The following is a 26,491-nucleotide window of genomic DNA, read 5'->3' as shown; positions in this document are numbered from 1 at the left end:
AGATGGGTGTCATACTTTTTTATCGATATTGAAGGCTTGGCTCATTTCTTGCTTCTGACTAATCACGGAGTTCATTAGGTTAATCCACTGCGCCATCGTCAAAAAATGATGAAACATGGCTTACTGGCCAATAATGAATCCGCGTCATCCTCTGTTTTTAGTGCGAGCATCATGGATATGAATGTAAATATTACAACACCATCCGACACCTCTAAAATGGCCAGCGTGAGTAAAGCAGGCTCTGATGCGGTGAGTGAAGGTTCTGAATCTCAAGGTTTTTTTGAAAAACTGACCGCCCTCATTATGGGTCGTAGCACTGAATCTTCGGCAGAAACTGACTTTAAGGCGTTGGATGAGGGAGCTGTGCTCACCGATGACGTGGCAGCCCAAAGTAGCGATGCCTTGTTAGATAAAGAACTTGGTGAGGCATTGAGTGAAGAGGCCGATGTTGATACCGTGCAAACAAAATCACCCCCTTCAGCAGAGGTTGATGACCCCGCTCTTCAGCTGAAAACAGCACAGGTTATGAGCGATGGCGATGAAATCCTTGGCCGTTTAAATAGCGCCAATCAAGCACTTGCTGACCAAAACGGCAAAACCTTGCCACAAAACACTCATCCGGTAGACGTGCAAATCGACGACAACGCAGGTGACTCCTCGGATCAAGTGGAGCAAAAAGCGCCAGCGGCTGCGCAAATCCCAGCACAGGATGCATTCGCTAAACCCACTACTGAACCAGTAGCACCGACGTCAGTGAATGAGCAAGCTCCATTATCTGATCAGCACATCACGGAACAAGATGCAGAGCGTGTGCTGCCTATTCAGCAGGACAAAGAGCGTTTGATTGCTGCGGAAGGTTCACCTACGGCATCAAGCTTAAACGCAGAGACTGAAGAGAATGGTGAACTCATCCTGCCGGAATCAGTCCGAAAATTCATTCAGCCGCCTCAAGATACAAAGTCAGTGCAAGCAAGCGCTTTGTCGCAAGCGATAGAAGATGAGGCCACTTTACTTGCCACAACTGAAGTTGGCGATGCAGCAGTTAACGCGGTGGCAAAAAGTGACAACACCATGCCCATAGAGCCATCACCTTTGGTTGAAGCGCAAGCACTTGATTCACAATTGACAACAAATTTAGCAGAGGGCAAGTTGCCACTCTCTCCATCTACGAATACACCTCAAACCGATTCGGAAAATGATCAGCAAGGACTGCCCACAGAGGCGTTATTGACTGCCGCTGCCATTCCTTGGGCGAACACAGTTGTTGCCGAAGGGCAAGCATTACCTCTAGACGTGGCACAAAGTGAAACGGTCCTCAAGGGTAAAAATACGCCGGTTTCATTAGCCCATTCTGTTCAGCAAGCCTTAGCTCAGCAACAATCTCAAACCATGCAGGCTGCCGCGGCGGCAGATAAAGCCGCACTAGCATCGTCACCTCTTGTGACAGCAAGCAATGAGTTATCCAATGTACAAATACAACAGTTAGCGAATGCGGCCGCGATACCAGCTGCAACCCATGCAGAATTGCCACTCAACCCCGCGCTATTCAAAGCCGGATTAGGCGCGAAAGCGTTATCGGGTGTGAATGATGCAGGGTCGGCTCAAGAGTCAAAAGAGGGCACATTAGCGCAGCAGCTTTCGAGTGCTTTGGGGCAACATGGTTTGAACGCGACGCAGAGCCGTGCTGACAACTTGCAAGCCGCGCAACAGCCTCCTTTGTTGCTTAACCGAGAAATGGCCAGTGAGCAAATGGCGGAACGGCTGCAAATGATGATGTCGAAAAACCTTAAACATGTCGATATTCGCTTAGATCCACCGGAATTGGGGCGTTTACAAATTCGTATGAATATGAATGGTGATCATACGACGGTTCATTTTACGGTCGCTAACCATCAAGCACGTGATGTGATTGAACAATCTATGCCAAGGCTACGAGAAATGTTGGCACAACAAGGTGTGCAGTTGGGTGAGACCTCTGTCCAACAACAGAGCGCTGGTCAGCAACAAGCGCGCTACACTGCCGACGGGGATGCCCAATCTGGTCAATTGACGCGCAACGGAAGCTATTTAGACGAAGAAAACCTTGATACAGACGTCAAACTTGATTTGAATGTCGCATCAAAGCGTGATGGAATCAGTTATTACGCTTAAACTAATATTAAAAATAACGACATAGAGAACATTATGGCCGATGAAGAGTTAGGCGCGGAAGCCCCCAAAGGGAAGAAAAAACTGCTGATTATCATTATTGCTGCCGTAGTGTTACTGCTTGGTGGTGGTGCAGCTTTCTTTTTGATGAGTGGAGATGAGGGTGAAGCCACGAGTGAGCAAGCCCCCGCAGCGCAGCAAGCTTTGCCAACGGATCCTGTGGCTTACGTTAATATTGCACAGCCGTTTGTGTTTAACGTCACGGGTGATAAGAAAGATCGTTTGGTGCAAATCAAAGTGCAGTTGATGGTGCGAGGTTCAGAAAACGAAAGCCTTGCACGTTACCATTCACCTTTAGTGGAAAGCTCTTTACTGGCCACTTTTGCGTCTGCCACTGTGGAACAGCTTCGTAGCCCTACCGGACGAATTGAGCTGAGAGATAAGGCGACCGATGACATTAAAGCGGCACTCACTAAAGCGGTTGGGCAACCTGTGATCGAAAAAGTGTTGTTTACCGATTTTGTAATGCAGTAGGTGAGAAGTGACTGATTTATTAAGCCAAGACGAAATTGATGCCCTGCTTCATGGTGTAGACAGTGTTGATGAGGCGGAAGACGATGACGATGTTGCCGATAAATCGGCGATTAACTTTGACTTCTCTTCACAAGACCGTATCGTCCGTGGGCGCATGCCTACGCTGGAGCTTATCAACGAACGTTTTGCTCGTCACATGCGTATTAGTTTGTTCAACATGCTGCGTAAAACGGCTGAAGTGTCGATCAACGGCGTACAGATGATGAAGTTTGGTGAATACCAAAATACGCTTTATGTTCCGACTAGTTTGAACATGGTGCGTTTTCGTCCGTTAAAAGGGACCGCGTTGGTCACGATGGAAGCGCGTTTAGTCTTCATTTTGGTGGAAAACTTTTTTGGTGGCGATGGCCGTTTCCACGCTCGAATTGAAGGGCGCGAATTTACGCCAACAGAACGTCGTGTCATTCAATTACTGTTAAAAATTGTTTTCGGTGACTACAAAGAAGCTTGGTCACCGGTGATGGGCGTTGAGTTTGAATATTTGGATTCAGAAGTGAACCCAAGTATGGCTAACATCGTCAGTCCAACGGAAGTGATCGTAGTGAGCTCGTTTCATATCGAAGTCGATGGCGGCGGCGGCGATTTCCACGTGGTCATGCCTTATTCGATGGTTGAACCCATTCGTGAGTTACTCGATGCGGGTGTCCAGTCGGATAAAATGGAAACCGATGTACGTTGGAGTTCTGCACTGCGCGAAGAGATCATGGATGTACCCGTCAATTTCCGAGTCAATTTATTAGAACAAGACATTTCATTGCGTGACTTAATGGATCTACAAGTAGGCGATATCATCCCAATTAAAATGCCCAAAAACGCAACGATGTTTGTTGAAGAGCTGCCTACTTACCGAGTGAAAATGGGCCGCTCTGGTGAAAAACTGGCGGTTCAAGTCTCTGAAAAAATTAAACGCCCTGATGTAGTAAAAACGGATCTCGCCTTTTTAGGCAAAGACATCATGTCTGAATTTGAAGATGATGACGAAGAAGATAACGAAGAATAATAGAGTAGGTAACGAAGATGGAACCAAGTGACGACCAAAGATTGGCAGACGAATGGGCAGCCGCATTAGGGGAAGACCCGTCCGCGCCTAGTATTGATGTAGATGAAATTCTGGCCGCGCCTCTTGATGAATTGAAAGATACTTCACCACCGATCACCGAAGATGAGCGCCGCAAACTTGATACGATTATGGACATTCCGGTGACCATTTCGATGGAAGTGGGACGTTCGAAGATCAGCATTCGTAACTTACTGCAATTGAACCAAGGCTCGGTGGTTGAGCTTGATCGCATCGCGGGTGAGTCATTGGATGTGATGGTGAACGGCACCTTGATTGCTCATGGAGAAGTGGTAGTGGTTAACGATAAATTCGGTATTCGTTTAACCGATGTAATCAGCCAGACTGAGCGTATTAAAAAGCTGCGTTAGCATAACGTCAGCTTACGAAAAAGAAGTATTTGGATGAAAAAACTGATCGGTTTATTGCTCTGTTCAAGCCAAGCGATGGCAGCGCCGAATGATCACTTAGATTTAGCGACCACTTTCGGGTCGCTTTTGTTCGTTATTGCGCTAATTCTCTTTTTGGCTTGGGTGTTAAAACGCATGCGAGTGCCCACGTTCGGTAATCAAAAAGGGTTGAGCATTGTACGTCAACTGCCAGTGGGTACTAAAGAGCGTATCGTTATTGTGCAAGCGGGAGAAGAACAATTTCTCGTCGGAGTCACGTCACAATCCGTCCAATTGATCGCAAAATTAGATGCCCCACTCAAACAGGAGGAGGCTGAGGTCAGTCCGTTTGCCGGTCAACTGACTCAGCTGCTAAAGAAAAATGACAAGAAATAGTCGCACGGCCTCATTGGGTTACCTTGCTCATCTATGGCATCTTTCTATGTTGCTGGTGGCATTATTGTTTACCCCGTTTGCGTTTTCAGAGCAAGAGTTAGCCACACCAATTCCTTCCAGCGCCGTAGGCGCAGAAACGGTGACAGTAACGGCGATGAATAAAGACAGTGGCGCCTCTAAAACGATAGCCGCTGGTAGCGTCAGTGGTGGTGGCGGTATTCCAGCATTTACCATGACGACCAATTCAGATGGCAGTCAAGATTACTCGATCAATCTACAAATTTTAGCCTTGATGACCATGTTGGGTTTTTTGCCTGCCATGGTCATTTTGATGACTTCTTTTACACGTATCGTGATTGTGATGTCGATCTTGCGCCAGGCAATGGGCCTGCAACAAACGCCGTCAAACCAAGTAATTATCGGCATCGCTATTTTTCTCACTTTTTTCATTATGTCACCAGTCATCAACGCCATTAATGAGCAAGCTGTACAGCCATATCTCAATGAGCAGATGACGGCGCGTCAAGCGTTTGATACGGCTCAAGAGCCACTAAAAGCCTTCATGCTGAAACAGACGCGAGTCAAAGATTTAGAAACCTTTGTTGAGATATCGGGCTCTGACGCAACCAATCCTGAAGAGGTCTCGATGGCGGTGCTGATCCCTGCGTTCATCACCTCGGAGCTAAAAACGGCGTTTCAAATCGGCTTTATGCTATTTTTACCCTTTTTAATCATTGATTTAGTGGTGGCGTCTGTTTTGATGGCGATGGGTATGATGATGCTTTCGCCGATGATCGTCTCGCTGCCTTTTAAACTCATGCTGTTTGTACTAGTGGATGGATGGAACTTGATCCTCTCAACGCTAGCTGGCAGTTTTGCTTTATAGCGGGGGCGCGAATGACTCCTGAAGTCTTTGTTGAGCTGTTTCGAGACGCACTGTGGATGGTGCTTATCATGGTGTGCGCCATCATCATCCCGAGTTTGTTGATTGGCTTAGTGGTCGCCATTTTCCAAGCCGCGACCTCAATTAACGAACAGACGTTGAGCTTTTTACCGCGTCTCATTGTGACGTTACTGGCACTGATGTTCTTTGCCCATTGGATGACGCAGATGTTGATGGAGTATTTCTTCTCTATCGTTGAACGGCTACCACAGGTACTGTACTAGGAGCTTGAATGGAGTACCCAACAAGCCTCGTTTTAGAGTGGATTGCTAGCTATTTTTGGCCCTACACTCGTATTTCCGCCATGCTGATGGTGATGTCAGTCACTGGGGCCCGCTTTGTTCCGACCCGAGTGCGGCTCTACTTAGGTTTGGCTATTACCTTCGCCGTGATGCCCGCGATTCCTGCCGTTTCAGAGACCGTTGAACTACTTTCATTTAAAGGTTTTTTGACCACCTTTGAGCAGATTATTATTGGCGTTGCAATGGGCATGATCACCCAGTTTATAATCCAAACCTTTGTTATGCTTGGCCAAATATTGGGTATGCAAGCCAGCTTAGGTTTTGCTTCAATGGTCGACCCCGTAAACGGGCAGAACACCCCTTTGCTTGGTCAATTGTTTATGTTTTTAGCGACCTTGTTCTTCTTAGCAACCGATGGTCATTTAAAGATGATCCAACTGGTGGTATTCAGTTTCAAAACCTTGCCTATTGGCGATGGGGCATTAACGACCGTGGATTTTCGTGAGCTCGCATTGTGGCTGGGAATTATGTTTAAAGTGGCGCTGAGTATGTCTCTTTCTGGCATCATTGCGCTATTAACCGTCAACTTATCATTTGGTGTGATGACTCGTGCAGCCCCTCAGCTCAACATTTTCTCGTTGGGTTTTGCGTTTGCGCTTTTGGTCGGCTTGTTACTCTGTTGGTATATTTTAGGCGGCCTGTATAGTCACTACGAACTATTCTGGTTAGAAGGCGAGCAACAAATTTGTCGCCTTATCCGTATGAACTGTTAGGAGGCGTGTTTGGCAGAGTCAGACGGTCAAGAACGTACCGAAGACGCCACGCCCAAGCGATTGGACGAGGCGCGAAAAAAAGGTCAAGTCGCTCGTTCAAAAGAGTTAGCGTCCGTTTCGGTACTGGTAGTGGGTGCGATTGCATTGATGTGGTTTGGCGAATCGTTAGCCCGAGCCTTGTACGCTTTGATGGGTCGAATCTTCAACTTAAGCCGAGAAGAAGTGTTTGATCTCGGAAAGTTGTTTGATATTGCGGCTGGTTCTCTTGCGACCCTGATATTGCCACTCTCGCTTATCTTAATTACGTTATTTATTGCTGCATTAATTGGCGCGGCTGGCATTGGTGGAATTAACTTTTCTGTCGAAGCTGCGATGCCAAAGCCCTCCAAAATGAACCCGCTCAGTGGCTTAAAACGTATGTTCGGTTTGCAAAGTTGGGTTGAGTTATTTAAGTCCATTTTAAAAGTACTGCTTGTTTCTGGCGTTGCTTTTTATCTGATCAATGCATCGAAAGAAGATCTATTTCAACTGAGCATGGATGTCTATCCACAAAATATTTTCCATGCGCTCGATATTTTGCTCAACTTCGTGTTGCTGATCAGTTGTTCTTTATTGGTCGTGGTCGCCATCGATATCCCATTCCAAATCTGGCAGCACGCTGACCAATTAAAAATGACCAAGCAAGAAGTAAAAGACGAATACAAAGATACGGAAGGAAAACCTGAGGTTAAAGGCCGAATTCGGATGTTGCAGCGTGAAGCGGCCCAGCGGCGGATGATGGCGGAAGTGCCACAAGCGGATGTAATCATCACCAACCCAGAACACTTCTCAGTTGCGCTGCGCTATAAACAAAATACGGATAAAGCACCGATTGTGGTGGCTAAAGGCGTCGATCACATGGCGATGAAAATTCGTGAAGTAGCACGTGCGCATGATATACACATCATCCCCGCACCGCCTTTGGCTCGAGCGCTTTATCACACAACCGATCTTGAACAGGAGATCCCCGACGGGCTTTTCGTGGCGGTTGCGCAGGTACTGGCTTATGTCTTTCAGATTAAGCAGTATCGTAAACGCGGTGACCAAAGACCCAAACTCGATGAAAATAACATGCCGATTCCACCGGATTTACGACATTAATCCTCATCGTTATGCTGGAGCAAAAGCGTTAATGCTGAAGTTAGCGTCAGTTTAAATCACTTATCAGGAATAGAAAGCAGCACCAATACCGCGCCATGCCCGCCAAATTCAAGGGGGGCTTGATGAAACGCCATCACATCAGGATGTTGAGCGAGCCAGAGAGGAACTTTTTGTTTGAGAATGTGTTTACCGATCCCATGTTGGACACAAGCGCAGTGAATATTTTCTTTCACACAATAAGCAACCATCGCCCCGAGCTCTCGTTTCGCTTCTTGCTGTGTCATGCCGTGCATATCCAAAAATACATCCGGCACATAGACGCCACGTCTTAACCGTTTAACTTCATATTTCGACACATCATCACGAGCATAGCGTGTCGGGCCTTCATCGCTGAGTTTTGGTATAAACTCATCGGAAAAATAAAATTCGGTATCGCTGGCTTCCCGAGCAATACGGCGGATTTCTTTTTGTTTGGGGTTTCTGTTTGGCGGCTGGATTATGGTATCCTGTCGCAACTTTTTAACGCCCTTTACTGCATCCCGAAACAAGTCGAAAGCGTCATCGTGTTCGGTCTCTTTTTGGCTCATTGGGTTTGGTCATTTTCTAACAGATCGATATTGGCAGTATTGTAGCGCTTTTCGGAGGCAATTTTGGATAAGATTTTTGTAGAAGAGGCGGTTTCTGAACTTCACACGCTTCAAGATATGATTCGTTGGACGGTCAGCCGTTTTAATGCCGCCAACTTATTTTATGGTCATGGGACCGATAATGCGTGGGATGAAGCCGTTCAGCTAATCCTACCGACACTCTATCTTCCGATTGATGTTCCTCCGCATGTACTGAATTCTCGTTTAACAGGCAGCGAACGTCTGCGTATTGTTGAACGGGTGATTAAGCGCATTAATGAACGTACTCCTATCGCCTATTTAACTAATAAAGCGTGGTTCTGTGGCCTTGAGTTTTATGTGGATGAGCGAGTACTGGTGCCACGTTCACCGATTGGCGAATTGATTGAAGCGCAGTTCCAACCTTGGTTGATCGACGAGCCTGTGCGCATTATGGATTTGTGTACTGGCAGCGGTTGCATCGCCATTGCGTGCGCCCACGCGTTCCCTGATGCTGAAGTGGATGCGATTGATATCTCAACCGACGCACTGCAAGTGGCAGAGCAAAATATTCAAGATCACGGTATGGAGCAACAAGTTTTCCCGATCCGTTCCGATCTATTCCGTGATTTGCCAAAAGAGAAATATGACCTAATCGTGTCGAATCCACCGTATGTGGATCAAGAAGATATGAATAGTTTGCCCAAAGAGTTCAAACATGAACCAGAACTCGGCTTAGCCGCCGGTACCGATGGTTTGAAATTGGTGCGTCGTATTTTGGCCAATGCGGCGGGGTATCTCACCGATAACGGTATTTTGATCTGTGAAGTGGGCAATTCGATGGTGCATATGATGAACCAATACGACCACATTCCGTTTACTTGGCTTGAGTTTGAAAATGGTGGGCATGGCGTATTCATGCTGACTCGCCAGCAGTTGGTTGATTGCGCTAGCGACTTTGCGCTTTATATCGACTAATGCCGTACGCATAAGAAAAACGCCAGCCACAGTGCTGGCGTTTTTTTATCCATTAGAAAAATACACATTGCTTTATTTTGGGGCTTTACATCATTTCGTAATAAAGCCACTATGAATCCACGAACAATAGAATGAATCGGTGATAGGGAGCATGTCGCTCTGTGTCATCAATATTGAGGAAGTAATGGCAGGAAACAGTATCGGACAACATTTTCGAGTGATGACATTCGGAGAAAGTCACGGTATCGCACTAGGATGTATCGTCGACGGATGCCCTCCGGGCTTAGAAATTACAGAAGCTGACTTACAGATAGACCTAGATCGTCGCCGTCCTGGCACATCTCGCTATACAACGCAGCGCCGTGAAGCGGATGAAGTCAAAATTCTTTCTGGTGTATTTGAGGGGAAAACCACAGGTACATCGATTGGTCTATTAATTGAAAATACCGACCAACGTTCAACCGATTATTCAGACATTAAAGACAAGTTTCGCCCCGGTCATGCCGATTATACCTACCACCAAAAATATGGCATTCGCGACTATCGTGGTGGTGGCCGTTCATCAGCACGAGAGACAGCGATGCGAGTGGCAGCGGGAGCCATTGCGAAGAAATATCTCAAACAAGAATTTGGGGTTGAAATTCGCGCTTACTTGTCACAAATGGGTGATGTTTGTATCGATAAAGTGGATTGGAATGAAATTGAGAATAACGCCTTTTTCTGTCCAGATGCAGACAAAGTGGCGGCATTCGACCAACTGATCCGTGATTTGAAAAAAGAAGGTGATTCGATCGGTGCAAAAATTCAAGTTGTCGCGACCAACCTGCCTGTTGGTTTAGGTGAGCCGGTATTTGATCGTCTAGATGCGGATATTGCGCATGCTTTGATGAGCATTAATGCGGTGAAAGGGGTAGAGATTGGTGACGGTTTTGATGTCGTGCAGCAAAAAGGCAGCCAGCATCGAGATCCTCTAACACCGAACGGCTTTCGCTCAAATCATGCTGGCGGTATTTTAGGCGGTATTTCGACTGGACAAGATATTGTTGCCAGTATTGCACTTAAACCCACGTCAAGTATTACAGTACCTGGCGATACCATTACTCGCACGGGTGAACCCACACAACTTATCACGAAAGGTCGCCATGATCCTTGCGTTGGTATTCGCGCCGTGCCCATTGCCGAAGCAATGCTGGCGATTGTGTTGATGGACCACTTACTTCGTCATCGCGGGCAGAATTTTGCGGTTCAAACAGAAACGCCTAAAATCTAATCCAGCATAACCGAATTAAAATGAAAAGCGCCCTTCTTGTTAGGGCGCTTTTGTTTTAAGCAATTTTCTGTTTGGCCAATTTCCGCGGCTGAATGAATTTTTTATCGAAACAAGTCAGCTAACTAACTAAATATCTAACATCGGAATATCTAACATCGGATTGTGGCTAATGAATCTGATTTTCAGCATCAAGCTGGAAAGAAGGCAAACGCCATTTAAAACGCACTGCCGCCATACGCAATAAATAACCCACAATAAGCGTTACTATCGTGCTGGTGACATCATTGATGCCGAATGCGAGTAAGGTTAAATAAAGCCCTGAAGCGACTAATGAAACCGAAGCGTAGAGTTCTTCATGCAGTACCAGTGGCGTTTGTCTGCAGATTAAATCGCGTAATAACCCACCAAACACCCCAGTGACCAACGCAGAAACCATACAAATGCCGGGATGCAAACCCATGCCCATTGCGACTTTTGTGCCTATGATACTGAACACAATTAGCCCCAATGCATCTAAACGAATGAACAACCCTTTGAGTTTGATTACCCATTTAGCTAAGCCTGTGGTGAGAACGCCTGCGATACAGGTAATGGCTAAAAACTCCGGATTCTTCACCCAACCTAGCGGATAATGGCCGAGTAAAATATCCCTCACCGTACCGCCTCCAATCGCAGTGGCACTCGCTACTAACATCACACCGAACCAATCCATTTTTCGACGGCCTGCACTCAATGCGCCAGTCATCGCTTCGGCAGTAATACCAATAATATATAAAACACTGAGCAACATAATGCGGTACTCCGACAGCACTTCCTTAGGTATATAAGAACCGAGAAAGCGGTTGAACTTAAAAATGGAGGCGCAAGTGTAGTAGTAAAGTCAGGCGATGGCGAATGAGATTTTATGCCAAGAAACCGTTTGACCGATTAATAAAACTAATGAAGTGAGGCGATTGAATGGCTTTACCTGACTACAGAAAAATAAGAGAATGCGTTGAGAAATTTTTGCCTGCATGACTGAGCGATGACACATCACTACCAAGACTTGATCTCCCTGTTCAATGACACTTTTTTTGATCCATTCAATACGCGTTTAGAGCTCGGTGGTGATGAGCCGATTTACTTGCCTGCTGATGCGCAAATTAATCATCACCGCATCATTTTCGCACGGGGATTCTTTGCCTCGGCACTGCACGAAATCGCGCATTGGTGCGTCGCCGGGCCTGAACGGCGATTGATGGAAGATTTTGGCTATTGGTATCAACCAGACGGGCGAACCGCGCAAGTCCAAGCCGAATTTGAAAAAGTCGAGATCCGCCCTCAAGCGTATGAGTGGATTTTATCGGTCAGTGCTGGCTTTCCTTTTACTGTGAGTTGTGACAACCTACACGGCGATTTTGAACCAGACCGCATCGCCTTTATGACTCAGGTACATCGTGAGGTAGTCTCTATTTTACAGGGAGGCCTTCCACCCCGAGTAAAGATGCTGTCAGATGCATTGCGTGCTTTTTATAGTACGACAGAATTAAGGCTAGAGCACTTTATTATCAGGTAACTAGCTAAATAATAAGAGAAAATGAGAGTTGTATGATTATTGGATTTGAAGAAAAACTGCTGGAAATGATTGATTCACGTATTGCGACGGCATCGGACGATGAATTGTTTGCGGGTGGTTATTTGCGAGGTCATATTTCTTTGTCTGTAGCCGCGTGTGAAGATGAAGGAATTGACGATCTATCTCTGTTTAAAGCACGAATTGAGCAAAGCCTAGAGCAAGCGCGCACAGAGCTTACGCCTGCAGACCGTGTGATTGTGTTCGATTTATGGACCGAGCTTCACAACCAAGCTTAAGGTGACCACACTTAACTCATTCGAATTCTTTGAATGAGTCCGTAAAATTTTTATGGTTGTTGTTAATTTGTGCGATCGCTATGCTTAAGCCATATTCGAACACACAAGGGCAACACCATGAAAGTCATCGCATTTGGAGCATCAAACAGCTCAACTTCAATCAATAAAGCATTGGCCACTTACACCGCTCACCTCATCGAAGGTGCAGACGTGGTGGTGCTTGATATTAACAACTATACCGTTCCTATGTTTAGCGAAGATCTTGAAAAAGAGCTTGGTCAAGCCGAAGGCGCTCAAGCTTTTCTGCGTGATCTTGCTCAAGCGGATGCGTTTGTTATCTCTTTTGCTGAGCATAATGGTCACTACCCAGCGGCGTACAAAAATTTATTTGACTGGGCAACACGCATTGACCGTGAACTATTCAAAGGTAAACCTGCTGTTTACCTAGCCAGCTCTCCTGGTCCTGGTGGCGCGCAATCGGTTTTGGCGGCGGCAAATAATTCTGCTCCTTATTTTGGTGGTAATGTAAAAGCGTCTGTCTCGGTACCGAGTTTTTATGACAATTTTGACTTGGCTACGGGTCAAGTGACTAACCCAGAAGTGGCGGCACAATTGAAAGACGCGGTTGCGAAGCTCGTATAGCTTTCGTGTCTCGTTTTAAGTTCGTCTCACGTTAAGTTTCACGGCTTTTCGCGTGAAAAAGTGAGCATTAAAAAAGCCTTGCTGGATAAGTAAGGCTTTTTTCTATGACGGGTTTTATCGAGGAGTACGTTCGGTGATGGCTTTGCCTTTTTTGAGTTTTCTCACCCACATTCGACTTGGATGAAGCGTTTCGAGAACATCAACAGCAAGCGGAAGTGGATCGCCACTCATTTGTGAAGCCAGCAACTCAGCCATTAATGGCGCAGAACTTAGCCCTCGCGATCCTAGCCCGAGCATGCAGTACAAATGAGGATAGTGAGCCACAGATGGAGTCTGTTGCGGATCTTGGGGCGTTAACGGCTGGTAGTCGAGCTTGATCTGTTCAAAGTTGCCCACATTCCCGACAAACGGCAAATGATCGCGGCTGACACAGCGAACGCCTTGGCGAGATTGATTGCTAGATGTATCGACTTGCTGTGTCCAGTTTTGGTCGTTAATACAACGGGTTAAGCGTTGTCCATTCTCTTGCTGCGCCGCCGCATCGAATGCTTGGTTGATTTGACTTCGGTCATAGCTTGCGCCAATGCAGTGCTGTTGAGTGTTGGGGTTGTGCGGCGTCATATAGCCGTCGTAACACAACACGCTGCTCAGCTTTTGCAATGTTTCTGAGGTTGGAATATGGCTCACTTGTCCTTTCACTTTACCAAGTGGCAACGCTTGAGTTTGCACGAAATGGTCAAATTGATGACCGTTTGCAATGACCACACACTGATGGTGCTTTTCGCTACCATTAACACTTAATGTCCACTGCCGCTGTATTTCATCCCAGCGCAAAGACTCCACCTTGTGATTGAAATAGGCGTTGAATCGCTCACTTTGGCTTAATTGGTCAAACAGGCCTTGTGTCAGTTGAGCAGGGCAAAGCCATCCTCCGAGTGGGTAATGTAAGCTGACCATGTCAGTCGGTAAGCCGACGTTTTGTAACGTTGCTTGTTGATCGCAGTAGTGCATTAGCTGAGGGTTAAATTTCCCTTCAAGCATCGCCATTTGTTTTTGGGTCGATTTTTCATCCCACATTAATTGGGTCACACCACACCAATCATGATCAAAAGGGACGGTTTGCGCCATTTGCTCAACAAATTGCCGAGCAAACAGAAAAGCGGGCGCAAAAACACGCGATACACCACTGTGGTTTTTATTCAGCAGTGGGTAAACCGCACCTTGTCGGTTACCTGAAGCACCTTGAGCGGCTTTATCATCAGCGCAATACACGCTGACATTGATACCGCGGCGATTGAGCATTTTAGCTAATGTGGCACTAGCAATGCCGCCGCCGATGATCGCTACGTCGGTAACATTGGTCGTCGGCGCAATCGCAAACCAAGGTTTTATATTGCTGTACGGCGTTTTGTGTTCCAGTTGACCAGCAATCATTTCTCTTTTGGTGCCAAAGCCTTTCACTTTTTTCATCGAAAAGCCTGCTTCTATCAATCCGCGTCGTACAAAACCTGCGGCGGTAAAAGTGGCGCACGTGGCTTTGTGTTTCGCCAGTTTGGCCATATTCTCAAACAGCGTTTGATTCCACATTTCAGGGTTTTTACTGGGAGCAAAACCATCCAAAAACCATGCGTCTACCACGCCTTGCTCAGTCGTGGGAACTTGCGGCATACACTCTTTGATATCCCCGAACCAAAGATCAAGGGTAATGGCGCCATCATCAAGAACAATGCGATGACATTCTGGTACTGCAATCGGGTAGTGTTGTTGAAGCTTTTTCGCATAAGTCGCTAATTCAGGCCACGCTTGGTGCGCTGTTATCAAGTCGTGTTTATTGAGCGGATATTTTTCAAAACTGATAAAATGCAGCGCTTGCAATGGCGCATTTGGGTTTTGTTGCCTAAACGCATCAAATTCTTGCCATACAGCGAGAAAATTTAACCCAGTGCCGAACCCCGTTTCGGCAATGACGAATCGTTTTTGGTCATACTGGTGCCATCTTTGTGGTATATGATTTTGGGAAAGAAACACGTAACGCGTCTCTTCTAGGCCGTTAACGTTGGAAAAGTAAACGTCATCGAATTGGTCGGAAACGGGTGTGCCCGCTTCATTCCAACCCAGTGTTGCGTTGGTTATGCTGGTCATAATGGTGTAATTCTGTGAAATCGGGCGATATATAGCTCGAGATTGTACGAATTTCTGAGAAAGCTGACCACTTTTGTTATTCTTCTTAGTTATTATCTAAGCGAATTTTGAATTATAGGAATGTCACATGAAACGAGTCGTAATCACCGGTATGGGTATTGTTTCAAGTATCGGTAACAACGTCGAAGAAGTTTTAGCGTCTCTAAAAGCAGGCAAATCAGGTATTACCGCTTCTGAGCAGTTCAAAGAGAACGGTTTACGCTCTCAAGTGTGGGGTAGCCTGAAAATGAACCCTGCTGACCATATTGATCGCAAACAGATGCGTTTTATGGGTGATGCGGCCGCGTTTGCATACCTATCAATGGAACAAGCGATTGCCGATTCAGGTTTAGCACCAGAGCAGGTCTCTAATGACCGCACTGGTATTGTGGCTGGTTCTGGCGGTGCGTCGTCGTATAACCAAGTTATTGCTGTCGACACATTGCGCACAAAAGGCGTGAAGCGCGTTGGTCCTTACATGGTTCCACGTACTATGTCTTCGACTGTTTCAGCCTGTCTTGCTACGCCATTTAAAATCCGTGGCGTCAACTACACCATGAGCTCCGCTTGTGCGACGTCGGCTCACTGTATTGGTCACGCAATGGAACTTATCCAATTGGGTAAGCAAGATGTTGTGTTTGCAGGTGGTGGTGAAGAGCTCGATTGGTCTTTAACTATGATGTTTGATGCAATGGGTGCGTTGTCAACTAAGTACAACGAAACACCAGAAAAAGCGTCACGTACTTACGATGCTGACCGCGATGGTTTCGTGATTTCAGGCGGCGGCGGCATGGTTGTGGTTGAAGAGCTTGAGCATGCACTGGCTCGCGGCGCAAAAATTTACGGTGAAATCGTCGGTTACGGTGCGACATCCGATGGCTACGACATGGTGGCTCCATCAGGTGAAGGCGCTGTGCGTTGCATGAAGATGGCAATGCAAGCGGTAGATAGTGTGGATTATGTCAATACACATGGTACTTCCACACCTGTCGGTGATGTAAAAGAGTTGGGTGCCATTCAAGAAGTGTTCGCTGGCAACAGCCCAGCTATCTCGGCAACAAAAGCAATGACTGGCCACGCATTGGGTGCGGCAGGTGTGCATGAAGCCATCTACTCTACCTTGATGCTTCACCACGGCTTTATCGCGCCAAGCATCAACATTGACAATTTAGATCCAGCGGCTGATGGCCTTGATATTGTGACCGAAATGCGCGAGCAAGAGCTAACCACTGTGATGTCTAACAGCTTTGGTTTTGGCGGTACGAACGCGACGCTAGTGATCAAAAAGTATCAAGGCTAATGAGCCTACACACCTCTAATAAAAAGGTTTCCAGAGCGGGTCAGCTTAGCTGATCGAACAGACGCAGACTCTGTCCCATGGAGAGCGGGACGGGATCCTTTTGTTCTGGGTTTTTGCCCGGTTTCCGTGAGGAGCCGGGCATTTTTATGGAAAGCGGGATTTCTTCTCGACAGTCTGTGCGCTTTTCTGCACAATTCCTTCAATTTCGAAAATTGTGAACTCCGCTATGAAAATCCTTATTGATGAAAACATGCCTTATGCTGAATCGTTATTTAGCCAGCTTGGTGAGGTGGTGTTGAAACCCGGTAGAAGCTTAACGGCTGATGATCTTATCGACGTTGACGCCTTGATGATTCGTTCTGTTACGAAAGTAAATCAAGCACTATTAGCGAAAGCCAATAAATTAAAGTTTGTTGGTACGGCGACGGCAGGTATGGACCACGTTGATCAAGCGCTTTTGGCTGAAAGAGGCATCTTTTTTACTGCCGCACCGGGGTGTAATAAGGTGGGAGTGGCTGAGTATGTTTTCAGTGTACTGATGGTGTTAGCACAGCAGCATGGTTTTTCTGCCTTAGAGAAAACCGTTGGCATTATTGGTGCTGGTCAAGTCGGCAGCTATTTAGCCGAGTGTTTAGCGGGGATTGGCATTAATGTGCTGCTCAACGATCCCCCAAAACAAGCACAAGGTGATTGCCGCGAGTTTACTCATCTTGATGTTTTACTTGATAAAGCGGATGTCATTACGCTGCATACACCCATTACTAAAAGTGGTGAATGGCCAACCCATCACTTGATTGATGAAGTTCGACTTGCCCAGTTGCGCAGTGATCAGATTTTGATCAACGCGGCTCGTGGCCCTGTGGTGGATAACCAAGCGCTGAAACAACGCCTACAGAAAAATGATGGTTTTATTGCCGCTTTAGACGTGTTTGAATTTGAACCTGAAGTGGATATGGAACTGCTGCCTTTGCTCGCCTTTGCGACGCCGCATGTGGCTGGCTATGGGTTAGAAGGTAAAGCCCGAGGCACGACCATGATTTTCAATAGTTTTTGTGAGTATCTTGGCGATGACCATTGCGCGAATGCCAGTAGTTTATTACCCGAGACTCCCATTGCCAAAGTGTATTTATCACGCGGTTGGGATGAGGAAACATTACACAGTTTAACCCAATTGATTTATGACGTACGCAAAGATGACGCCTTGTTTCGCCGTGAAATTGGCAAACCAGGTGCTTTTGATCAAATGCGTAAACTTTATTGGGATAGAAGAGAATATAGCGCGATGACTGTCGTCGGTAGTGAGTCGTGTGATCTCACTCCCTTAGCTAAATTAGGTTTTAAAACAGAGGTAACAAATGAGCCAAGAATTTAATATCGCTATTTTAGGAGCAACCGGCGCGGTTGGTGAAACCATGCTTGAAGTGCTCAAAGATCGCAAATTCCCCGTTGGTGAACTTTACCTACTTGCCAGTGAGCGTAGTGAAGGTAAATTCTACCGCTTCAATGGTAAGACCATACAAGTACAAAATGTTGAAGATTTCGATTGGTCACAAGTTCAGATTGCACTGTTTTCCGCTGGTGGTGAATTGTCCGCAAAATGGGCTCCTATTGCCACAGAAGAAGGCGTGGTAGTCATCGATAACACCTCACATTTCCGCTATGAGTACGATATCCCACTTGTTGTGCCTGAAGTGAACCCTGAAGCGATTGCGGATTTCCGTAACCGCAATATTATTGCGAACCCAAACTGCTCAACCATCCAAATGTTGGTGGCGTTAAAGCCGATTCACGACGCTGTGGGTATCGAGCGAATTAACGTATCAACTTATCAGTCCGTTTCAGGAGCTGGGAAGTCAGGCATTGATGAGTTGGCGGGACAAACCGCAAGGCTGTTAAACGGTGTTTCGGCCGATCCTGATGTGTTTAGCCAGCAAATTGCGTTTAACTGCATCCCACAAATCGACCAGTTTATGGATAATGGTTACACCAAGGAAGAGATGAAAATGGTGTGGGAAACGCAAAAAATATTCAATGACTCAACCATTATGGTCAACCCAACTTGTGTACGCGTACCAGTTTTTTACGGCCATGCTGAGTCACTGCATATTGAAACACGCTTACCGATTGATGCTGAGCAAGTTATTGAGTTATTAGAGAAAATTGAAGGTATTGAAGTATTCAGCGGGAATGATTTCCCCACGCAAGTTCGCGATGCGGGAGGGAAGGATACGGTTCTTGTAGGGCGTATTCGCAACGATATCAGTCACCACAGTGGCATTAACATGTGGGTAGTGGCAGATAACGTGAGAAAAGGCGCTGCAACAAATGCGGTACAAATTGCGGAAGTGTTGATTCGAGATTATTTCTAATTAATACCTAGTAAAAAGGAGTGGCTTACCACTCCTTTCTCTCTACACAAAAAAGCCGAGTGATTGATTCACCCGGCTTTTTTATTATCGTCCAGCTCAAGGCTGAGAATGATGGCTATCTTTTTGACTTGTGCGCGTTAGGGTTCTGCTTGCAACTGCCGTCGGCACATTTACCATATAGATAAAGACTGTGATTGGTGAGCTGTACATTATATTGCTCGGCAATCTCTCTTTGGCGTTGTTCGATCACCTCATCTGAAAACTCAATCACTTCACCACAATCTAAGCACACTAAGTGGTCGTGGTGGTGTTGTGTTGAAAGTTCAAAAACGGATTTTCCACCTTCAAAATGGTGACGAGTGACAATACCCGCATCATCAAATTGGTTTAATACTCGATAAACAGTCGCAAGACCGATTTCTTCACCAAGATCAATCAATTTCTTATACAGTTCTTCAGCGCTGATATGTTGGCACTCAGGCTGCTGTAGCACTTCTAAAATTTTTAGCCTAGGAAGGGTAACTTTAAGACCTGCATCCTTGAGCGCTTGGTTATTATCTGACATACACTTTCCTGTTGATGATCTGCAGCAGTTAACAGAATTCATAATTGCGATCATTATAGGGGAGTCACTGCTAACAATAAACCACGAAGTTCAAAGGGTTACTTTATATTTGTCACAAAGCCGCGCAATATCACTGATATAACAGCTCTTACCAGTTACAATTGCGTAACATTTATTAGTGATTGAGTCGATAGGTTTAAAAGGTGAGCACGGAATGAATCACTCTTTAGCAAGATTTTATAAGCCAAATATTGTTAAGTGGGCGTTAAATAGCTGGCCTCCTTTTTGGGGCGCTGGTATCCACATTGATGAAATTAGTAGCGACTTCCGTCAGGTGAAAATGCGCCTAAAGCTGCGGTGGTGGAACAAAAATGCCAATCGCACTCAATATGGTGGCAGCATTTTCTCTCTCACGGACCCTGTTTACTCTTTGATGTTAATGGGGATTTTGGGTGAGCAATATTATGTATGGGACAAAGAGGCCAGCATCAACTTTATCAAACCGGGCCATTCTGATTTGTATGCGGAGTTTCTGATAACGCAAGACCAACTGGATTCAATCTTAGTGAGCACGGCCAATGGGGATAAATGCTTTCCGGAATTTGTTATCCATGTTAAGGATGCCAAAGGCGAAGTGGTCTCTGAAGTGCAACGTAAATTGTACGTGCGCAAAAAACCTAAATACAGAGAAGAGAGTGATGCAGACAAAATGGTTACTTTTTGTGACCGTTAAGGCTGTTCATTCTGCATTTGACACAGCTCAATCCAAGCTTCGGCGGTGCGAGAAACGTACCGTTCCGCGTGCCATATTAATCCTAAGTGCCAATCAATACTGGGTGTCATCGGTTTGACTAAGACGCCTTCTCCTTGAATTCGTCGACAAAGTGGTTCGGGTAGAAAGGCAACGCCTACGCCACTTTTGACCAACGCGACTAAAAAATCCCACTGGCTACTGCGCGCCGCAACTTGTGGTGTAAATCCATGTTGTAGGCAGAATGAGTGGATGTAGTCACTCAGCGTAAAATCATGGGTATAGAGGTAAAATGGCTCATTTTGTAGTTGCTCCCAACTGATGGCTTCTTGCTGCTTCCAAGGAGATGAATCGGGGAGTACGGCGCAAATGGGGTAACTGTCTAAGGAGAGTGACCGCAGATTATCAATCGGATGAGGCGAAAGCATGGTGACGGCGACGTCAATTTCGCCATTGAGGATAGCTTGCTCTATTTTACGTCCGCCATACTCAACGATGGTGAGCTCTACATTAGGGTAGGTTTGACGGTATTGGCGGATCAGACCTGCGTAAAGGTGTCCAACCATTGGTGGAATTCCGAGATGCAGTTGTCCACGCTTTACCTGATTGAGATCGACCAGTTCGGCTTCTAACTGAGACATCTGCGCTAAGATCTCTAGCGCTCTTTGATAGACAACCTCTCCTGCATCGGTAAGCCAGAAACGTCGACCTTCACGATGTAATAGTGGCTGTTCAATTTCCTGCTCTAGACTGCGGATCATCTTACTGATGGTGGGTTGGGTGACGAACAGTTGCTCGGATGCGCGGGTAAAGCTTTGTTGATTGACCAATTCAACAAAATAGCGCAGTGCTTTAATATCCATAATATCTCCTTTTTATCATTCTATTTTGGCATGAAAATGATAATAAAAAGTCATTTTACGATGGTTTCATAGCTTAATATAATGTGACTAATTTCACAAAACGGCATTAGTCTCATCATGCAAAGAATAAGAAATAGCCAAAGGGTAAAAAACAATCTGCAAACAGTGGTACAAGTTGTTGCGCTATCAATGATTTGGTTTTTGGCGGATTTTCTAGTCAGCACTTTTCATATTCCTTTACCAGCAAATTTAACGGGCATGCTATTGCTATTAACTTTAGTGATTATGCGAGTTATAAAAGTTGATTGGTTGCGTAAGGGAGCAACTTGGTTATTGGCGGAAATGCTGTTGTTCTTTGTACCAGCGGTCATTGCGGTCGTTAACTATCAAGAGTTAATGCAACAGCAAGGGTTACGAATTATGGCGGTACTTGTCATCAGTACCATCATGGTCATTGCTATTACTGCTTGGACCGTTGATAAAATGTATCGTTTAGAGCTGATATTAGCGCGTAGAAAAAGCAACCGGGCAATACGCCTAACCAAAGTGGAGCGTTCATCATGAGCTCACTACTTACCTCAACGCTGCTTGGTATATTTTGCTTGCTGTTAACCTTGGCTTTTTACTATGGCAGCAAGTGCCTTTATCAACGTAAACGTTCTATTTTCTTCATGCCGCTGCTATTGGCCCCTATATTGTTAGTGGCTGTTGTGATGATCTTTCACATCCCTTACCAGACCTATATGGCAGAATCTCATTGGTTATTGTGGCTACTTGGTCCGGCTACAGTGGCTTTTGCTATTCCGGTCTATGACAACCGATTGTTGATCAAGCGCCACTGGCTCTCTCTATCCGTGGGAGTGATCGTATCGGTTGTGGTGGCTGTGGGAAGCACGGTTTTATTGGCTCGTTGGTTTGAATTACCCGATATGCTTCAGCGCAGTTTAGCGATGCGCTCGATTACCACCCCTTTTGCTGTTGAAGCGACGAAGTCAATTGGTGGGCAAAGTGATCTGACTGCTCTATTTGTGGTACTTACTGGGGTGATAGGCATGGCGGTAGGTGAAGTGGTGTTAGCGTTATTATCCATTCGCTCTGGGCTTGGTAAAGGAGCCAGTCTTGGCGCTTCCGCGCATGGTGCAGGAACAGCAAAAGCGTATCAAATTGGCAATGCTGAAGGGGTAGTGTCGAGTGTGGTGATGATGATTGCGGGCATGGTCACTGTGTTGCTTGCTCCATTTATCGGTCATCTACTTTGGTAAAGCAAAGTGCTTGAACATGGACCAATAAAAAATCCCCTCGCAAGGGGATTTTTTATGTTTAAGAGATTAGCCTTCAAGTTCAGCTAAACACATCTCTTCATAAATCTGCTTAACCCATGCGCTGACGCGCTGTTCAGTCAGCTCTGGTTGACGATCTTCATCGATGCATAAACCAATAAAGTGGCTATTGTCACCTGCAACCAAGGCTTTAGAGGCTTCGAATTCATAACCTTCAGTTGGCCAGTGGCCAATAATCGTTGCACCTTTGCTTTCGATAATGTCACGCACTGTACCCATCGCGTCACAGAAGTATTCAGCGTAGTCTTCTTGATCGCCGCAACCGAAAATAGCAACTAATTTCGTCGAGAAGTCGATCGCTTCTAATTCTGGGAAAAAATCATCCCAATCACATTGTGCTTCGCCGTAGTACCAAGTAGGGATACCCAGTAACAATAAGTCAAAATTATCAATGTCTTCTTTGCTGCTTTTCGCAATATCTTGAACGTGAACGAGCTGCTTACCCAGTTGCTTTTGAATCATTTTCGCAACGGCTTCAGTATTACCGGTATCGCTACCAAAGAAGAGGCCTACACTTGCCATAGAATCATTACCTTTAATTTGTCATTTTCTGGCGGATGAGCGTGTTCTTTATCCCAGTCCGGTGCCTTCCCAACTGAGTTGGATAAGTCCTTTAAGGATAAAGCCAGCACAACCTAAAAACAGAACTAGCCATACAATACGGCGCCCAAATGGCGGTACATTACCTTGCTTAAGGACATCTTTTATTGCCATACCGATAAGGAAAAATATAGACGCAAAAAGAAGATCGAGTCCAATCGACTCAAGCATGTTCATGTAGTCGTACAGCATGGGTATCCTTTATGCCAATTTGCTTGAGCGCACTATAACACTGTTATTCGTCAAAGTTAATGCGCGCATTGGTACCTATTTCACACTTGTTGTTTCACAGTAAAGCGGCTAGCTGCCAATGAACTTTCTGATCGCTCGTAAAACTTCAACGGGCTTTTCTGCGTGTAGCCAGTGCCCTGTGTTGGCGATGACGTGCGCTTTCGCTTGGCTAAACTGCTGCTGGATCATTTCTTGGTGTTCCGCTAGCAGATAATCAGAGTCGCTGCCTTTAACCAATAAGGTTGGAACAGAGCTGCAAGGGATTGGTTCCCAGCCTAAAATATTCCAGTAATTTTTTTCAATGGCGGGAACATTAAAACGCCAGCTCATTACACCATCTTCTCGTTTAAATAACGATTTACTGAGAAATTGTCGTACGCCTTCTAGCTCAATATGTTGCGCTAAAATGGCCATGACCTCTGCTCGCGAGGTAGGCTGCTGCGCAATAACCGCGTTGAGCCCCGCCAGTACGTTATCATGTTTCCGATGCTGATAGCTGACGGGTGCCATATCTAAAACCACCAGTTTGGCGACTTTGGATGAGGCGATGTCAGCCAGCTTCATAGCAACTTTACCGCCCATTGAATGGCCAATCAGCGTGACTGAATCACAAGCTAACTCTTCGAGTAAACTAGCAACATCGAATGCCATGCTCGCGTAATCATGTACCTCACTGTGAAATGATTGACCGTGATTGCGCAAGTCAATACTCAATACTTGGTGATCGGCTTTTAGGTTTCTTGCAAGTAAACCTAGGTTGTCTAAATTGCCGAATAAACCATGGATCAAAACAACGGTGTGACCTTCACCTTCGAGTTTGTAATTAAGAAGTGCTGACATTTTATCTTATTAGTGATTGGTTTAACGTAGAGTATCAGTGAAGATCTCGCTATAATCCCTCAGAGTTTAAACATTGAGATTGTGAAAAGCGAATGAAAACAATTGAGGTTGATGAGGATCTATACCGTTATATTGCCAGCCAAACCCAACATATTGGAGAAAGCGCGTCGGATATTTTACGCCGTTTGCTCAATGTTGACGGTAAAGTGTCTGCAGCAGCGGTCGTGACGCAAGTAAGTACCGAGCCCAAGGGTATTGTTGTGAGTAAAGATGCCGTACAAGAGATACAGATTGATAGCGTAAAAGAGATGCGTTCTTTGCTCATTTCTGATGAATTTGCGGCTTTGAAAAAAGCAATTGATCGTTTTATGTTGGTGCTTTCAACCTTATACCGTATCGATCCAGTAAGTTTTGCTGAAGCGACCTTAGTGAAAGGACGTAAGCGTGTGTATTTTGCTGACAACGAGCAAACCTTGCTTGCTAGTGGGCAGACAACCAAGCCAAGAGCGATTCCAAACACACCATTTTGGGTCATTACCAATAACAATACTAGCCGCAAACAACAGATGATCGAGCAGCTGATGGTATTGATGAATTTCCCGAGTGACATTATTGAGAAAGTGACGCACTCAATCTGATTTGTGCCCATTCATAGATAAAAATCTGATTCAAGCCTCATACTGCGGACCACTAAGTCCGTATCATGAGGCTTTTTATTTCGTTGTTATTTTAAGAAAGGATGTCAAAAATGGCTATGCACCCACGCGCCGGACAAAAAGCACGGCAGGAAGACTTACATAATATCCCTGCGCTCGTTGCAAACTACTTTTTACTTCAACCTGATGCGGCTAACCCAGACCATAAAGTGCAATTTGGTACTTCGGGGCATCGTGGTTGCGCGGATAAATCGACATTTAACGAAAACCACATTCTTGCTATTGCTCAAGCTGTAGCAGAAGTGCGCGCTCAGCAAGGAACCACTGGGCCGATTTTTGTCGGAAAAGACACGCACGCACTCTCTGAGCCTGCTTTTTCTAGTGTACTTGAAGTACTGATCGCTAATGAAATTGAAGTGATCGTTCAACAGGATAATGGCTATACGCCAACGCCGGGTATTTCACACGCAATCTTGACTCATAACTTGAAGCACGCGCAAAAAGCTGATGGCATTGTGATCACGCCTTCTCATAATCCACCACAAGATGGCGGTATTAAATACAATCCTACCCATGGCGGCCCTGCTGAAGGGGAAATCACCCAAGCGATTGAGAACCGGGCCAATGAGATCATTGCAGAAGGCATGCAAGGGGTGAAGCGTCTGCCTATTATGTCGGCAAAGCAATCGCCACTGTTTAAACAAGTTGATCTTGTGAAACCTTATATTGATGACTTAGTGAATGTGATTGATATGGAGGCCATCCAAAAAGCCAATCTAAAACTGGGTGTTGATCCGCTCGGTGGCAGTGGTATTGACTATTGGCGCCAAATTGGCAAAGCGTATCAGCTTGATTTAACACTGGTGAGCGAAGCGGTGGATCCGACATTCCAATTTATGTCACTCGATAAAGATGGTGTAGTGCGTATGGACTGTTCTTCTCCTTATGCAATGGCGGGGTTATTAGCGTTAAAAGATCAGTATGATCTCGCGTTTGGTAATGACCCTGACTACGACCGCCACGGCATTGTCACTCCGAAAGGTTTGATGAACCCAAACCATTTCTTAGCCGTATGCATCGATTATCTGTATCGTCACCGCAAACAATGGCGTAAAGAAGTGGCTGTTGGTAAAACGTTAGTATCAAGTGCATTGATTGACCGTGTGGTCGCCGATCTTGGCCGTGAGCTGTGTGAAGTACCTGTCGGCTTTAAGTGGTTTGTTGATGGCTTATACAGTGGTCACTTCGGTTTTGGTGGTGAAGAGAGCGCAGGTGCGTCATTCCTGCGTAAAGACGGAACGCCTTGGTCAACGGATAAAGACGGTATTATTCTTTGCTTACTGGCGGCGGAAATCACTGCTGTCACAGGTAAAAATCCGCAGCAATATTATGAAGATCTGGCTGCCAAACATGGAGAGTCTAAATATAGTCGTATTCAAGCTGTCGCAAATGGCCCACAAAAAGCAGTGCTGAGCAAATTATCACCAGAGATGGTCTCTGCGCAAACATTAGCGGGAGATGAGATCACAGCCCGCTTGACGCACGCTCCCGGCAATGGCGCAGCCATCGGTGGATTAAAAGTGACCACTGATTATGGCTGGTTTGCTGCTCGTCCATCAGGCACAGAAGATATTTATAAGATCTATTGTGAAAGTTTTAAGGGCGATGAGCACCTCAAGCAAATCGAAGCGGAAGCGCAACAGATTGTTAATCAAGTCTTTGCCGACGCTGGTTTGTAAGCAAACTTATCAATTAAAATAGGCGGCC

General features: G+C 45.8%; 30 protein-coding genes. 22 read left to right on the top strand and 8 right to left on the bottom strand.

Annotated elements, in window-relative coordinates:
- Window positions 1–105: 105 nt before the first annotated feature.
- The 9 genes from AACQ79_RS05705 to flhB are packed head-to-tail and all read left to right on the top strand — an operon-like array spanning window position 106 to window position 7,682.
- Window positions 106–2,151, top strand: coding sequence for a flagellar hook-length control protein FliK (locus tag AACQ79_RS05705; protein ID WP_170898733.1), 2,046 nt, complete (start codon window positions 106–108; stop codon window positions 2,149–2,151).
- Window positions 2,152–2,184: 33 nt separating this feature from the next.
- Complete coding sequence (gene fliL / locus AACQ79_RS05700) at window positions 2,185–2,682, top strand: flagellar basal body-associated protein FliL (protein WP_013856316.1); 498 nt, start codon at window positions 2,185–2,187, stop codon at window positions 2,680–2,682.
- 7 nt (window positions 2,683–2,689) lie between these two features.
- Window positions 2,690–3,742 (top strand): flagellar motor switch protein FliM, encoded by a 1,053-nt coding sequence (gene fliM / locus AACQ79_RS05695; protein WP_013856317.1) that lies wholly within the window; start codon window positions 2,690–2,692, stop codon window positions 3,740–3,742.
- A 17-nt stretch (window positions 3,743–3,759) separates the two neighbouring features.
- Entirely contained in the window at window positions 3,760–4,170 is a 411-nt protein-coding gene (gene fliN / locus AACQ79_RS05690) for a flagellar motor switch protein FliN (RefSeq protein WP_010318705.1), read from the top strand.
- A gap of 33 nt (window positions 4,171–4,203) precedes the next feature.
- Entirely contained in the window at window positions 4,204–4,584 is a 381-nt protein-coding gene (gene fliO / locus AACQ79_RS05685; RefSeq protein ID WP_013856319.1) for a flagellar biosynthetic protein FliO, read from the top strand.
- The gene (fliP, locus tag AACQ79_RS05680; RefSeq protein ID WP_038170156.1) at window positions 4,571–5,470 is read left to right on the top strand and encodes a flagellar type III secretion system pore protein FliP; all 900 of its coding nucleotides are present in this window, start codon (window positions 4,571–4,573) and stop codon (window positions 5,468–5,470) included. Before fliO ends, fliP begins: the two co-directional genes overlap by 14 nt.
- Before the next feature lie 11 nt (window positions 5,471–5,481).
- Window positions 5,482–5,751 carry a flagellar biosynthesis protein FliQ gene (gene fliQ, locus AACQ79_RS05675; RefSeq protein WP_013856321.1) on the top strand — a complete coding sequence of 90 codons (270 nt, stop codon included), beginning with the start codon at window positions 5,482–5,484 and terminating at the stop codon, window positions 5,749–5,751.
- An 8-nt stretch (window positions 5,752–5,759) separates the two neighbouring features.
- Window positions 5,760–6,542 (top strand): flagellar biosynthetic protein FliR, encoded by a 783-nt coding sequence (fliR, locus tag AACQ79_RS05670; protein WP_013856322.1) that lies wholly within the window; start codon window positions 5,760–5,762, stop codon window positions 6,540–6,542.
- Between the two features lie 9 nt (window positions 6,543–6,551).
- On the top strand, window positions 6,552–7,682 hold the full coding sequence (gene flhB, locus AACQ79_RS05665; protein WP_170898731.1) for a flagellar biosynthesis protein FlhB: 1,131 nt from the start codon (window positions 6,552–6,554) through the stop codon (window positions 7,680–7,682).
- A gap of 56 nt (window positions 7,683–7,738) precedes the next feature.
- On the opposite strand, the gene smrB is transcribed toward flhB, so the two are convergent.
- Window positions 7,739–8,269, bottom strand: a complete 531-nt coding sequence (gene smrB, locus AACQ79_RS05660) for an endonuclease SmrB (RefSeq protein WP_013856324.1) — start codon at window positions 8,267–8,269, stop codon at window positions 7,739–7,741.
- Between the two features lie 63 nt (window positions 8,270–8,332).
- Between smrB and prmB the strand changes: the two genes are divergently transcribed.
- Window positions 8,333–9,265: a 50S ribosomal protein L3 N(5)-glutamine methyltransferase gene (gene prmB, locus AACQ79_RS05655; RefSeq protein ID WP_013856325.1), complete on the top strand. Its 933-nt coding sequence runs from the start codon at window positions 8,333–8,335 to the stop codon at window positions 9,263–9,265.
- 184 nt (window positions 9,266–9,449) lie between these two features.
- On the top strand, window positions 9,450–10,535 hold the full coding sequence (gene aroC, locus AACQ79_RS05650) for a chorismate synthase (RefSeq protein ID WP_026028357.1): 1,086 nt from the start codon (window positions 9,450–9,452) through the stop codon (window positions 10,533–10,535).
- Between the two features lie 166 nt (window positions 10,536–10,701).
- Here the strand turns inward: aroC and AACQ79_RS05645 are convergent, their stop codons facing one another.
- Window positions 10,702–11,325, bottom strand: a complete 624-nt coding sequence (locus tag AACQ79_RS05645; RefSeq protein WP_026027295.1) for a trimeric intracellular cation channel family protein — start codon at window positions 11,323–11,325, stop codon at window positions 10,702–10,704.
- A 234-nt stretch (window positions 11,326–11,559) separates the two neighbouring features.
- Here AACQ79_RS05645 and AACQ79_RS05640 point away from each other — a divergent pair, with 234 nt between their 5' ends.
- The 3 genes from AACQ79_RS05640 to AACQ79_RS05630 all read left to right on the top strand — a co-directional run bounded on the left by AACQ79_RS05640 (window position 11,560) and on the right by AACQ79_RS05630 (window position 13,028).
- Entirely contained in the window at window positions 11,560–12,090 is a 531-nt protein-coding gene (locus tag AACQ79_RS05640; RefSeq protein WP_170898729.1) for an elongation factor P hydroxylase, read from the top strand.
- A gap of 32 nt (window positions 12,091–12,122) precedes the next feature.
- On the top strand, window positions 12,123–12,386 hold the full coding sequence (locus tag AACQ79_RS05635; protein WP_170898727.1) for a YfcL family protein: 264 nt from the start codon (window positions 12,123–12,125) through the stop codon (window positions 12,384–12,386).
- 117 nt (window positions 12,387–12,503) lie between these two features.
- A complete protein-coding gene (locus AACQ79_RS05630) occupies window positions 12,504–13,028 on the top strand; it encodes an NADPH-dependent FMN reductase (RefSeq protein WP_026027294.1) in 525 nt (174 codons plus the stop codon).
- 114 nt (window positions 13,029–13,142) lie between these two features.
- On the opposite strand, the gene mnmC is transcribed toward AACQ79_RS05630, so the two are convergent.
- On the bottom strand, window positions 13,143–15,170 hold the full coding sequence (gene mnmC, locus AACQ79_RS05625) for a bifunctional tRNA (5-methylaminomethyl-2-thiouridine)(34)-methyltransferase MnmD/FAD-dependent 5-carboxymethylaminomethyl-2-thiouridine(34) oxidoreductase MnmC (protein WP_170898725.1): 2,028 nt from the start codon (window positions 15,168–15,170) through the stop codon (window positions 13,143–13,145).
- Between the two features lie 127 nt (window positions 15,171–15,297).
- Here mnmC and fabB point away from each other — a divergent pair, with 127 nt between their 5' ends.
- The 3 genes from fabB (at window position 15,298) to AACQ79_RS05610 (ending at window position 18,878) form a co-directional block, all read left to right on the top strand.
- Complete coding sequence (gene fabB / locus AACQ79_RS05620) at window positions 15,298–16,509, top strand: beta-ketoacyl-ACP synthase I (protein WP_013856332.1); 1,212 nt, start codon at window positions 15,298–15,300, stop codon at window positions 16,507–16,509.
- Window positions 16,510–16,735: 226 nt separating this feature from the next.
- Window positions 16,736–17,881, top strand: a complete 1,146-nt coding sequence (locus AACQ79_RS05615; RefSeq protein WP_026028062.1) for a 4-phosphoerythronate dehydrogenase — start codon at window positions 16,736–16,738, stop codon at window positions 17,879–17,881.
- A complete protein-coding gene (locus AACQ79_RS05610) occupies window positions 17,865–18,878 on the top strand; it encodes an aspartate-semialdehyde dehydrogenase (protein WP_170898723.1) in 1,014 nt (337 codons plus the stop codon). Before AACQ79_RS05615 ends, AACQ79_RS05610 begins: the two co-directional genes overlap by 17 nt.
- A gap of 115 nt (window positions 18,879–18,993) precedes the next feature.
- Here AACQ79_RS05610 and fcrX read toward each other — a convergent pair whose 3' ends face one another.
- Entirely contained in the window at window positions 18,994–19,443 is a 450-nt protein-coding gene (gene fcrX / locus AACQ79_RS05605) for a ferric iron uptake transcriptional regulator FcrX (RefSeq protein ID WP_010318689.1), read from the bottom strand.
- 214 nt (window positions 19,444–19,657) lie between these two features.
- Between fcrX and AACQ79_RS05600 the strand changes: the two genes are divergently transcribed.
- On the top strand, window positions 19,658–20,176 hold the full coding sequence (locus tag AACQ79_RS05600; RefSeq protein ID WP_010318688.1) for a DUF4442 domain-containing protein: 519 nt from the start codon (window positions 19,658–19,660) through the stop codon (window positions 20,174–20,176).
- Here AACQ79_RS05600 and AACQ79_RS05595 read toward each other — a convergent pair.
- Window positions 20,173–21,057 carry a LysR family transcriptional regulator gene (locus AACQ79_RS05595; protein ID WP_170898721.1) on the bottom strand — a complete coding sequence of 295 codons (885 nt, stop codon included), beginning with the start codon at window positions 21,055–21,057 and terminating at the stop codon, window positions 20,173–20,175. The genes AACQ79_RS05600 and AACQ79_RS05595 overlap by 4 nt on opposite strands.
- Window positions 21,058–21,174: 117 nt before the next feature.
- On the opposite strand from AACQ79_RS05595, the gene AACQ79_RS05590 reads away from it, so the two are divergent.
- Together AACQ79_RS05590 and AACQ79_RS05585 are read left to right on the top strand one after the other, a co-directional pair.
- The gene (locus tag AACQ79_RS05590; RefSeq protein ID WP_170898719.1) at window positions 21,175–21,621 is read left to right on the top strand and encodes a CidA/LrgA family protein; all 447 of its coding nucleotides are present in this window, start codon (window positions 21,175–21,177) and stop codon (window positions 21,619–21,621) included.
- The gene (locus AACQ79_RS05585) at window positions 21,618–22,319 is read left to right on the top strand and encodes an LrgB family protein (protein WP_170898717.1); all 702 of its coding nucleotides are present in this window, start codon (window positions 21,618–21,620) and stop codon (window positions 22,317–22,319) included. Before AACQ79_RS05590 ends, AACQ79_RS05585 begins: the two co-directional genes overlap by 4 nt.
- A gap of 66 nt (window positions 22,320–22,385) precedes the next feature.
- On the opposite strand, the gene fldA is transcribed toward AACQ79_RS05585, so the two are convergent.
- The 3 genes from fldA to AACQ79_RS05570 all read right to left on the bottom strand — a co-directional run bounded on the left by fldA (window position 22,386) and on the right by AACQ79_RS05570 (window position 24,068).
- Entirely contained in the window at window positions 22,386–22,919 is a 534-nt protein-coding gene (gene fldA / locus AACQ79_RS05580; protein ID WP_094500355.1) for a flavodoxin FldA, read from the bottom strand.
- A gap of 48 nt (window positions 22,920–22,967) precedes the next feature.
- Complete coding sequence (locus AACQ79_RS05575) at window positions 22,968–23,189, bottom strand: DUF2788 domain-containing protein (protein ID WP_010318683.1); 222 nt, start codon at window positions 23,187–23,189, stop codon at window positions 22,968–22,970.
- 108 nt (window positions 23,190–23,297) lie between these two features.
- Window positions 23,298–24,068, bottom strand: a complete 771-nt coding sequence (locus tag AACQ79_RS05570; RefSeq protein ID WP_170898715.1) for an alpha/beta fold hydrolase — start codon at window positions 24,066–24,068, stop codon at window positions 23,298–23,300.
- A gap of 92 nt (window positions 24,069–24,160) precedes the next feature.
- On the opposite strand from AACQ79_RS05570, the gene seqA reads away from it, so the two are divergent.
- Together seqA and pgm are read left to right on the top strand one after the other, a co-directional pair.
- On the top strand, window positions 24,161–24,706 hold the full coding sequence (gene seqA, locus AACQ79_RS05565) for a replication initiation negative regulator SeqA (RefSeq protein ID WP_010318681.1): 546 nt from the start codon (window positions 24,161–24,163) through the stop codon (window positions 24,704–24,706).
- A gap of 110 nt (window positions 24,707–24,816) precedes the next feature.
- A complete protein-coding gene (gene pgm, locus AACQ79_RS05560) occupies window positions 24,817–26,463 on the top strand; it encodes a phosphoglucomutase (alpha-D-glucose-1,6-bisphosphate-dependent) (RefSeq protein ID WP_026028060.1) in 1,647 nt (548 codons plus the stop codon).
- The last annotated feature ends 28 nt before the right edge of the window (window positions 26,464–26,491 follow it).

Source organism: Vibrio sp. 3-2(1) (genome assembly GCF_963887575.1).
Classification (GTDB): domain Bacteria; phylum Pseudomonadota; class Gammaproteobacteria; order Enterobacterales; family Vibrionaceae; genus Vibrio; species Vibrio anguillarum.
This window is presented reverse-complemented; position numbering and strand designations above follow the sequence as displayed.

Bases quoted from the DNA above. Each gene is read 5' to 3' on its own strand.
- AACQ79_RS05615 (WP_026028062.1), top strand. From the start codon at position 16,736: ATGAAAATCCTTATTGATGAAAACATGCCTTATGCTGAATCGTTATTT.
- fabB (WP_013856332.1), top strand. From the start codon at position 15,298: ATGAAACGAGTCGTAATCACCGGTATGGGTATTGTTTCAAGTATCGGT.
- fliP (WP_038170156.1), top strand. From the start codon at position 4,571: ATGACAAGAAATAGTCGCACGGCCTCATTGGGTTACCTTGCTCATCTA.
- fliO (WP_013856319.1), top strand. From the start codon at position 4,204: ATGAAAAAACTGATCGGTTTATTGCTCTGTTCAAGCCAAGCGATGGCA.
- AACQ79_RS05640 (WP_170898729.1), top strand. From the start codon at position 11,560: ATGACACATCACTACCAAGACTTGATCTCCCTGTTCAATGACACTTTT.
- AACQ79_RS05590 (WP_170898719.1), top strand. From the start codon at position 21,175: ATGCAAAGAATAAGAAATAGCCAAAGGGTAAAAAACAATCTGCAAACA.
- AACQ79_RS05645 (WP_026027295.1), bottom strand. From the start codon at position 11,325: ATGTTGCTCAGTGTTTTATATATTATTGGTATTACTGCCGAAGCGATG.
- smrB (WP_013856324.1), bottom strand. From the start codon at position 8,269: ATGAGCCAAAAAGAGACCGAACACGATGACGCTTTCGACTTGTTTCGG.
- AACQ79_RS05610 (WP_170898723.1), top strand. From the start codon at position 17,865: ATGAGCCAAGAATTTAATATCGCTATTTTAGGAGCAACCGGCGCGGTT.
- seqA (WP_010318681.1), top strand. From the start codon at position 24,161: ATGAAAACAATTGAGGTTGATGAGGATCTATACCGTTATATTGCCAGC.
- fliR (WP_013856322.1), top strand. From the start codon at position 5,760: ATGGAGTACCCAACAAGCCTCGTTTTAGAGTGGATTGCTAGCTATTTT.
- fcrX (WP_010318689.1), bottom strand. From the start codon at position 19,443: ATGTCAGATAATAACCAAGCGCTCAAGGATGCAGGTCTTAAAGTTACC.
- AACQ79_RS05575 (WP_010318683.1), bottom strand. From the start codon at position 23,189: ATGCTGTACGACTACATGAACATGCTTGAGTCGATTGGACTCGATCTT.
- AACQ79_RS05705 (WP_170898733.1), top strand. From the start codon at position 106: ATGATGAAACATGGCTTACTGGCCAATAATGAATCCGCGTCATCCTCT.
- mnmC (WP_170898725.1), bottom strand. From the start codon at position 15,170: ATGACCAGCATAACCAACGCAACACTGGGTTGGAATGAAGCGGGCACA.
- pgm (WP_026028060.1), top strand. From the start codon at position 24,817: ATGGCTATGCACCCACGCGCCGGACAAAAAGCACGGCAGGAAGACTTA.
- aroC (WP_026028357.1), top strand. From the start codon at position 9,450: ATGGCAGGAAACAGTATCGGACAACATTTTCGAGTGATGACATTCGGA.
- AACQ79_RS05570 (WP_170898715.1), bottom strand. From the start codon at position 24,068: ATGTCAGCACTTCTTAATTACAAACTCGAAGGTGAAGGTCACACCGTT.
- AACQ79_RS05585 (WP_170898717.1), top strand. From the start codon at position 21,618: ATGAGCTCACTACTTACCTCAACGCTGCTTGGTATATTTTGCTTGCTG.
- fliL (WP_013856316.1), top strand. From the start codon at position 2,185: ATGGCCGATGAAGAGTTAGGCGCGGAAGCCCCCAAAGGGAAGAAAAAA.
- fldA (WP_094500355.1), bottom strand. From the start codon at position 22,919: ATGGCAAGTGTAGGCCTCTTCTTTGGTAGCGATACCGGTAATACTGAA.
- AACQ79_RS05630 (WP_026027294.1), top strand. From the start codon at position 12,504: ATGAAAGTCATCGCATTTGGAGCATCAAACAGCTCAACTTCAATCAAT.
- AACQ79_RS05595 (WP_170898721.1), bottom strand. From the start codon at position 21,057: ATGGATATTAAAGCACTGCGCTATTTTGTTGAATTGGTCAATCAACAA.
- fliQ (WP_013856321.1), top strand. From the start codon at position 5,482: ATGACTCCTGAAGTCTTTGTTGAGCTGTTTCGAGACGCACTGTGGATG.
- fliN (WP_010318705.1), top strand. From the start codon at position 3,760: ATGGAACCAAGTGACGACCAAAGATTGGCAGACGAATGGGCAGCCGCA.
- AACQ79_RS05635 (WP_170898727.1), top strand. From the start codon at position 12,123: ATGATTATTGGATTTGAAGAAAAACTGCTGGAAATGATTGATTCACGT.
- AACQ79_RS05600 (WP_010318688.1), top strand. From the start codon at position 19,658: ATGAATCACTCTTTAGCAAGATTTTATAAGCCAAATATTGTTAAGTGG.